The organism is Kitasatospora sp. NPDC034533 (genome assembly GCF_055575155.1).
Genome location: NZ_JBVITE010000016.1, coordinates 124,658 through 131,120, shown reverse-complemented (window position 1 = coordinate 131,120; position 6,463 = coordinate 124,658). Strand labels below are relative to the sequence as shown.

At 74.3% G+C, this 6,463-nt stretch carries 5 protein-coding genes and 1 pseudogene; 3 read left to right on the top strand and 3 right to left on the bottom strand.

Annotated features, from left to right (window positions below):
- Window positions 1-563, top strand: a pseudogene (locus tag ACZ55U_RS14840) (class F sortase); the annotation flags it as partial.
- Between the two features lie 102 nt (window positions 564-665).
- Here ACZ55U_RS14840 and ACZ55U_RS14835 read toward each other — a convergent pair.
- Window positions 666-1,700, bottom strand: a complete 1,035-nt coding sequence (locus tag ACZ55U_RS14835) for a methyltransferase (RefSeq protein ID WP_465526218.1) — start codon at window positions 1,698-1,700, stop codon at window positions 666-668.
- A gap of 105 nt (window positions 1,701-1,805) precedes the next feature.
- Window positions 1,806-2,891: a right-handed parallel beta-helix repeat-containing protein gene (locus tag ACZ55U_RS14830; protein ID WP_465526216.1), complete on the bottom strand. Its 1,086-nt coding sequence runs from the start codon at window positions 2,889-2,891 to the stop codon at window positions 1,806-1,808.
- 377 nt (window positions 2,892-3,268) lie between these two features.
- Between ACZ55U_RS14830 and ACZ55U_RS14825 the strand changes: the two genes are divergently transcribed.
- On the top strand, window positions 3,269-4,213 hold the full coding sequence (locus ACZ55U_RS14825; protein WP_465526214.1) for a deoxyribonuclease IV: 945 nt from the start codon (window positions 3,269-3,271) through the stop codon (window positions 4,211-4,213).
- 172 nt (window positions 4,214-4,385) lie between these two features.
- Here the strand turns inward: ACZ55U_RS14825 and ACZ55U_RS14820 are convergent, their stop codons facing one another.
- Entirely contained in the window at window positions 4,386-4,601 is a 216-nt protein-coding gene (locus ACZ55U_RS14820; protein WP_465526212.1) for a hypothetical protein, read from the bottom strand.
- A gap of 434 nt (window positions 4,602-5,035) precedes the next feature.
- On the opposite strand from ACZ55U_RS14820, the gene ACZ55U_RS14815 reads away from it, so the two are divergent.
- Window positions 5,036-6,439: an amino acid permease gene (locus ACZ55U_RS14815; protein WP_465526268.1), complete on the top strand. Its 1,404-nt coding sequence runs from the start codon at window positions 5,036-5,038 to the stop codon at window positions 6,437-6,439.
- Window positions 6,440-6,463 lie beyond the last annotated feature (24 nt).

The following is a 6,463-nucleotide window of genomic DNA, read 5'->3' as shown; positions in this document are numbered from 1 at the left end:
ATCCCTCCCCCCCCCCCCCCCCCCCCCCCTCCCCCCCCCCCCCCCCCCCCCCCCCCCCCCCCCCCCCCCCCCCCCCCCCCCCCCCCCCCCCGCCGCTCAAGCGCGCCCGGCCCACCCGGCTGCGGATCCCGCAGATCGCCGTGGACGCGCCGTTCACCGAGCTGACCCTCAACCCGGCCGGCCAGCTCAACGCACCGCCGCCGGACGACAAGAACCTGGTCGGCTGGTACCGGGACGGCGTCACCCCGGGCGAGCGCGGCAGCGCGGTCCTCGCCGGGCACGTGGACACCACCAAGGGCCCGGCGGTGTTCCTGCTGCTGAGCTTCCTGCTGCCGGGCAACAAGATCGAGGTGAGCCGGGAGGACGGCACCGTCGCGGTGTTCTCGGTGGACACGGTGGAGACCTTCGCCAAGGACGCCTTCCCCGACGCGAAGGTGTACGGCCGGACGCCGGACGCCCAGCTGCGGCTGATCACCTGCGGCGGCGCGTACGACAAGCAGCGGCGGGACTACCTGGACAACGTGGTGGTCTTCGCGCACCTGGAGTCCTCGCACCGGGGGTGACCCGCGCCCGCCGGCCGGTACCCCCACCCCGCTCCCTCCGGCGCGCACGACCGCCGGCCCCCTGTTCCGGGGGCCGGCGGTCGTCCGTGCGAGGGGCCGCGCTCAGCCGGTCACGGTGGCCTCGAAGGCGTGCAGGTAGGGGTTGACCGGGCGGACCGCCGTGACCGTCAGCCCGGCCTCCGCCATCAGCCCGACCATGCTCTCCTCGGAGTGCTTGGCGCCGCCCACGTTGAGCATCAGCATCAGGTCCATGGCGGTGGTGAAGCGCATCGAGGGGCTGTTGTCGACCAGGTTCTCCACCACCACCACGCGGGCGCCGGAGCTGGCCGCCTTCACCACGTTGGCGAGGGTGCGGCGGGTACTGTCGTCGTCCCACTCCAGGATGTTCTTGATGATGTAGAGGTCGGCGCGGACCGGGATCTCCGTGCGGCAGTCGCCCGGCACCAAGCGGGCGCGGGCCGCGAAGGCGCCGCCCTCCTGGAGCCTGGGATCGGCGCCCGCCACGACCTTGGGCAGGTCGAGCAGGGTGCCGTGCAGCGCAGGGTGGCGCTCCAGCAGGCTGGCCAGCACATGGCCCTGGCCGCCGCCGATGTCCGCCACCGAGTCGATGCCGGTAAGGTCCAGGTACTCGGCGAAGTCCTCGGCGGACTGCCGGCTGGAGGTGGTCATCGCCTTGTCGAAGACCTTCGCGGAGTCGCCCGCGTCGCTGTGCAGGTACTCGAAGAACTCCTTGCCGAACAGGTCCGGGAAGACGTTGCGGCCCGAGCGGACGGCCTCGTCCAGCTTCGGCCAGGCCTCCCAGGTCCACGGCTCGGTGCACCAGAGGGAGATGTAGCGCAGCGAGTTGGGGGCGTCCTCGCGCAGCAGCCGGGACATCTCGGTGTGCACGAAGCTGCCGTCGTCGCCCTCCTCGAAGATCCCGTAGCAGGACAGCGCGCGCATCAGCCGGCGCAGCTGGCGGGGCTCGGTGTCGAGGGAGGCGGCGAGTTCGTCGACGGTGGCCGGGGTGTCGCCGAGCGCGTCGGCGACACCGAGCCGGGCGGCCGCGCGGACGGCCGCGGCGCAGGCGGCACCGAAGACGAGTTCGCGCAGCCGCATGGCGGCCTGGGGGCTGGTGTGGGCGGGTGCGGTGGTCATGGCTGGGTTCCTCGGGGATTCCTTGGGAGTTCCGTGGACGGCGGACGGCGGACGGCGGACGGCGGGCGGCCAGGGGCGGGGGCGACGGGGGTTCGGTTCGGAAGGTCAGCAGTGGCCGGCCGGCTCCGAGTTCGCGCAGGTGTTGCTCGCGAAGGTGTTGTCGGCGCCGGTGTCGCGGTCGGCGAGGTCGGCCGGGCTGTTGCCGCTCAGCCGGTTGCCGGTGACCGTGGTGCGGGAGTTGGCGACGCCGACGACGCTCCTGAACAGGACGATGCCGCCGGAGAAGTCCGTGGTGCCGGCGTTGTCGTGGACCTCGTTGCCGGTCACCCGGACGTCCTCGGTGCCGGTGAGCACGATGCCGGCGCCCTGGATGGCCCCGAGGCGGGGGTTGGCCGGGCAGAACTTGTTGTTCTCGACGACCGTGTTGTTCCGGACGTCGAGGTCCCCGGCCCGGGGCACGCCCTCGTCGCCGACCACGAAGACGCCGGAGCAGTTGCCGCTGATCCAGTTCCGCTGGACGGCCAGCCCGCGCAGCCGACGGACGGTGACGCCCACCCGGTTGCCGGTCAGCTCGTTGCCCTCGACCACGGTGCCCTCGGTGTCGGGCGCGCCGCCCTCGCGGTAGGCGTAGTTGGCGAGGAAGACGCCGGACTGGCCGTTGTCGGTCGAGCGGTTGCCGCGGATCGTGGCCCGGGTGGACATCTCCTGGCTGATGCCCTGCTGGGCGTTGTCGTGGACGTGGGTGCCGATGACGGTCAGGCCGGTGGTGCCGGCGGCGTCGATGCCGTTCTTGCGGAAGCCCGTGACGGCGAGCCGGTCGATCGTGACGTCGGACAGCGGCTGCTCCTCGGTGCCGACGACGCAGATGCCGTGCCCGGCGGTGGCGCAGGCGTTCTCGGTGCCGTCCCCGGGGACGATCACGCTGTCCTCGCCGGAGCCGCGCAGCGTGAGGCGGGGGGTGGTGATGCGGACGCTGCCCCGGAAGGTGCCGGGGAGCAGCTGGACGGTGTCGCCGGGCCGGGCGGCGTCGACGGCCTGCTGAATCGATTCGCCGGGCCGGACGAAGTGCAGCGGGCCCGAGCTGTCGGCGTGCGCCGCGGGGGCGGCCAGGGAGACGAGGGCGGTGGTCAGGGCGGTGGCGGTGGCGGCGGCGGTGGCCGCGGCGAGGTGGTGGAACCGTCGCGTGGGCATGAGTGGTGACCTGTTTCTCTCGGCGCGCACGGTGTCCGAGGCGGTGCCGCGGTCAGCGGTGTCGCAGTCGGCGGTGTCGCGGTCTGGCGTGTCGCGGTCTGGGTGTCGGTGTCCGCCGCGTGCGTACGGGCCGGCGATGGGGCTGACGCGCTGTGCGCGGGCGGTGACGGCCGGTGGGTGCGGCCGTGTCGACCGTATGGGCGCCCGGGTGGGCCCGCCACCAGGGCTGGTCTGCGGGGCTGACGGGGCGTCGATCGGGAGGCGGTACGGCCCGGCGTGGCGCGGGCCCGCCGGGGACGGCTCCCCGCCAGGTCTCCCGGGCCCCGGGGACCGGCCCGCCCGACGCCCGGGGCAAGGTTCGTGACATGCTCGGGGCCATGACCACCGCACCGCCCGTACCGCCGCTCGCCACCCTCCGCAACCCGGTCGGGGCCCACGTCCCGGTGGCCGGCCGCGGGCTGGCGGGGACCGGCCTGGCGTACGCGGAGCGGGTCGGCGCGGAGACGGTGCAGGTCTTCGTGGCCAACCCGCGCGGCTGGGCCACTCCCCCGGGCAGTCCGGCCCAGGACGAGGAGTTCCGCGCCGCCTGCGCCGACCGGGGCATCCCGGCCTGGGTGCACGCCCCGTACCTGATCAACTTCGGCTCGGACAACCCGGCCACCCGCGAGCGCTCGGCCGACTCGCTGCGGCACTCGCTGCGCCGCGGCCACGCCATCGGCGCGCTCGGCGTCGTCCTGCACACCGGCTCGGCCGTCGGCACGGCGCCCGGCGGGGGCTCGCGCCGGGCCGAGGCGATGGCCCAGGTGCGGGCGGACGTCCGGCCGCTGCTGGACGAGCTGGACGGGCTCGGGGACGACGCGCCCTGGCTGCTGCTGGAGCCGACCGCCGGCCAGGGCAGCTCGCTCTGTTCACGGCTGGAGCAGCTGGCCGAGTACGTGGCGGCCCTGGACCACCACCCGAAGGTGGGCGTCTGCCTGGACACCTGCCACGCCTTCGCCGCCGGGCACGACCTGGCGGAGCCGGGCGGGGTGACGGCGGCGCTGGACGCCCTGGCCGCCGCGGCCGGGCCGGGCCGGCTGCGGCTGATCCACGCCAACGACTCCGAGGACGTCGTCGGCGCCCGCAAGGACCGGCACGCCAACATCGGCGCCGGGATGATCGGCGCCGAGCCGTTCCGCGAGCTGTTCGAGCACCCGGAGACGGCCGGTGTGCCGCTGCTGGTGGAGACCCCGGACCGCAAGCACGGGGGTGACGGCACCGGGCACGCGATGGACATCGCGGTGCTGAAGGAGCTGCGGGAGCGGGCGGCGGTCCGGGTCTGAGGACGTAGGGAACGGCAGGGGGCGTTCGGGGGGCGGGACGGCGGAGGACGTTCGGGGGACGCCTAGGGACGCCCGGGGGGCGAGGGGCCGCTTCGGGCACGCCGGACGGCGGCCGGACAGCCGTGAGCCCGGCGGCCGGTGAACGGCCTCCGGGCTCGGGGGTGCGGCGGGATCAGCAGCCGCAGTCGCTCTCGCCGTGCTCGGCGTAGTTGAACCAGGTGGCGTGCGGGCCGACCAGGCCGACGCCCGCAGTGCCGGTCTGGAGGATCTGGTCCTCCGACTGCGTCTGCGTGGTGCCCCCCGCCATGGCCGAGGTCGGAACCGTCACGACGGCACCGGCCACGGCAACGATCACGGCGAGCTTGCGGATCTTCCCACGAAGCGACATCTGATGTCCTTTTGGTTCGTCTCTGGTCCTCGGACCCGTGCCCCCGACCGGCCGGGACGGCCGCCCGAGGGGCTGGGCGGCGCCCCACCGGGGAGGCGCCGGGCCCACGTTTGCACACGAACGCGCACCTCAGGGCGCGCGCCGCAACCGGGCTGAGGCATTCGGGTGAGCCAACTCCCCCGGCCGGACGAATCCGGGCACAGGGCCGTGAAAGCGGGCGTACAACCGTGAATCCGGTCGAACGGCCGGGTGGCGGGCACCGCACGAGTGCCCGTCCGGCCACCCCGAGACCGCAAGTCTTGCGGTGACGGACCGGACGAACCGAACGAATCCCGTCGATTTTGCGACCGGTCCGGCCTCGTCCGAGCATGGACAGTCGCTCCACGGCGCTCCACCGGGCGCCCGAGCAGGACCACGAAAGGCGCACCACCCTGATGCAGACCAGCCCCGCCGCACCCCGGCCGGCGGCCCGGCCGAGCGACCCGGAGACCCCGGGCATCCCGGCCGGCTCCGCGCCCTCGGGCGCACCGCCGCAGACGAACGGCCGCCGCTTCGGGCTGGCGACCGCCACCGCCCTGGTGATGGGCAACATCATCGGCGGCGGCATCTTCATGATCCCGGCGGCCGTGGCCCCCTTCGGAACGGTCAGCCTGCTCTCCTTCGCGGTGCTCACCGTGGGCGCGATCGCGCTGGCGCTGGTCTTCGGGCAGCTGGCCCGCCGCAACCCGCGCACCGGCGGCCCGTACGTCTACGCCCGCGAGGCCTTCGGGGACTTCGCCGGCTTCCTGGCCGCCTGGTCGTACTGGATCACCACCTGGGTCAGCAACGCCGCGCTCGCCGTGGCCGCCGTCGGATACCTGGACGTGCTGCTGCCGCTGCACCGCTCGATCCCGCTGGAGATCGCCGCCGCGCTGACCATCCAGTGGCTGCCGGCGCTGGCCAACCTGGCCGGCACCCGCTTCGTCGGAGCGGTCCAGCTCGTCTCCACCGTGCTGAAGTTCATCCCGCTGCTGCTGGTCGCGGTGGGCGGCCTGTTCTTCTTCGACCCGAAGAACCTCGGCCCCTTCGACGCCTCCGGCCAGGGCTGGGCGGGCGGCATGTCCGCCGCGGCGGCGATCCTGCTGTTCAGCTACCTGGGCGTGGAGTCGGCCGCGATGAGCGCCGGGAAGGTCCGCGACCCGGAGCGCAACGTCGGCCGGGCCAGCGTGCTCGGCACCGCCGGTGCGGCGGCGGTCTACCTGCTCGGCACCATCGCGGTGTTCGGCACCGTGGCGCACCAGCAGCTGGTCCACTCCACCGCGCCGTTCTCGGACGCCGTGGACGCCATGTTCGGCGGCAGCTGGGGCGGCACGGTGATCGCCCTGGCCGCGCTGGTCTCGATGACCGGCGCGCTCAACGGCTGGACGCTGCTCTCGGCCCAGGCCCCGTACGCGGCCGCCAAGGACGGGCTGTTCCCGGCGGCCTTCGGCAAGGAGCGGCGCGGGGTGCCGACCTTCGGCGTGCTGGTCGGTGTCGCCCTGGCCTCGGTGCTGACCGTGCTCAACTTCGCCAGCGGCGCGAAGGGCGCCTTCGAGATCCTGGTGCTGGTCACCACCTTCACCGCCACCGTCCCGTACCTGCTGTCCACGGCCGCCCAGCTGTACTGGCTGGTGCGCGGGGACGGCGAGAAGGTCGACCGGGGCCGGCTGGTGCGCGACGCCGTCCTCGGCCTGGGCGCCTTCGGCTTCTCGCTCTGGCTGCTCGCGGGGGCCGGCTACGCCGCCGTCTACCAGGGCGTGCTGTTCCTGTTCGCCGGCGTCCTGGTCTACGTCTGGATGGCGGGCCGCCGCCGCGACTGAACTCCCCGGCCTCGGCCGGAAAAC